Annotated in this window: 1 pseudogene; it reads left to right on the plus strand. The window is 39.1% G+C overall.

What is annotated here, in order from left to right:
• Positions 1–350: pseudogene (locus FD32_RS01095) on the plus strand (IS1182 family transposase); the annotation flags it as partial.

Below are 350 nucleotides of genomic sequence, written 5' to 3' on the forward strand. Positions count from 1 at the left end.
GTAGTTTCAAGGAATTTCATGACTATTTAAAGGCTCAGGGAATGATCGATGAGGCTTCATTCATTGATGGCACTAAGATTTTAGCTAACGCAAATAAGTATTCCTTTGTTTGGAAGAAACGCACCATTAAGTATCGCAAATTAAACGTTGAAAAGGCTCAAAAACTAATTCGTGAAATTAAGCAAGCAGAAGTTAAGATTGATGTTGATGAAGATAGCTTTGACATTGATCAACTTGATACGATTATTGCCTTACTTGAACAACGGATTGAAGAGTTAAACCAACGGGTGGCCGAAACCGCAAAGGTTTCGCCCAATCCGGCCAAGCAGGAACGACGTCATGCCAAAAAG

Origin of the sequence: Limosilactobacillus panis DSM 6035 (genome assembly GCF_001435935.1) — a bacterium.
In the GTDB taxonomy this organism is placed as follows: Bacteria; Bacillota; Bacilli; order Lactobacillales; family Lactobacillaceae; genus Limosilactobacillus; species Limosilactobacillus panis.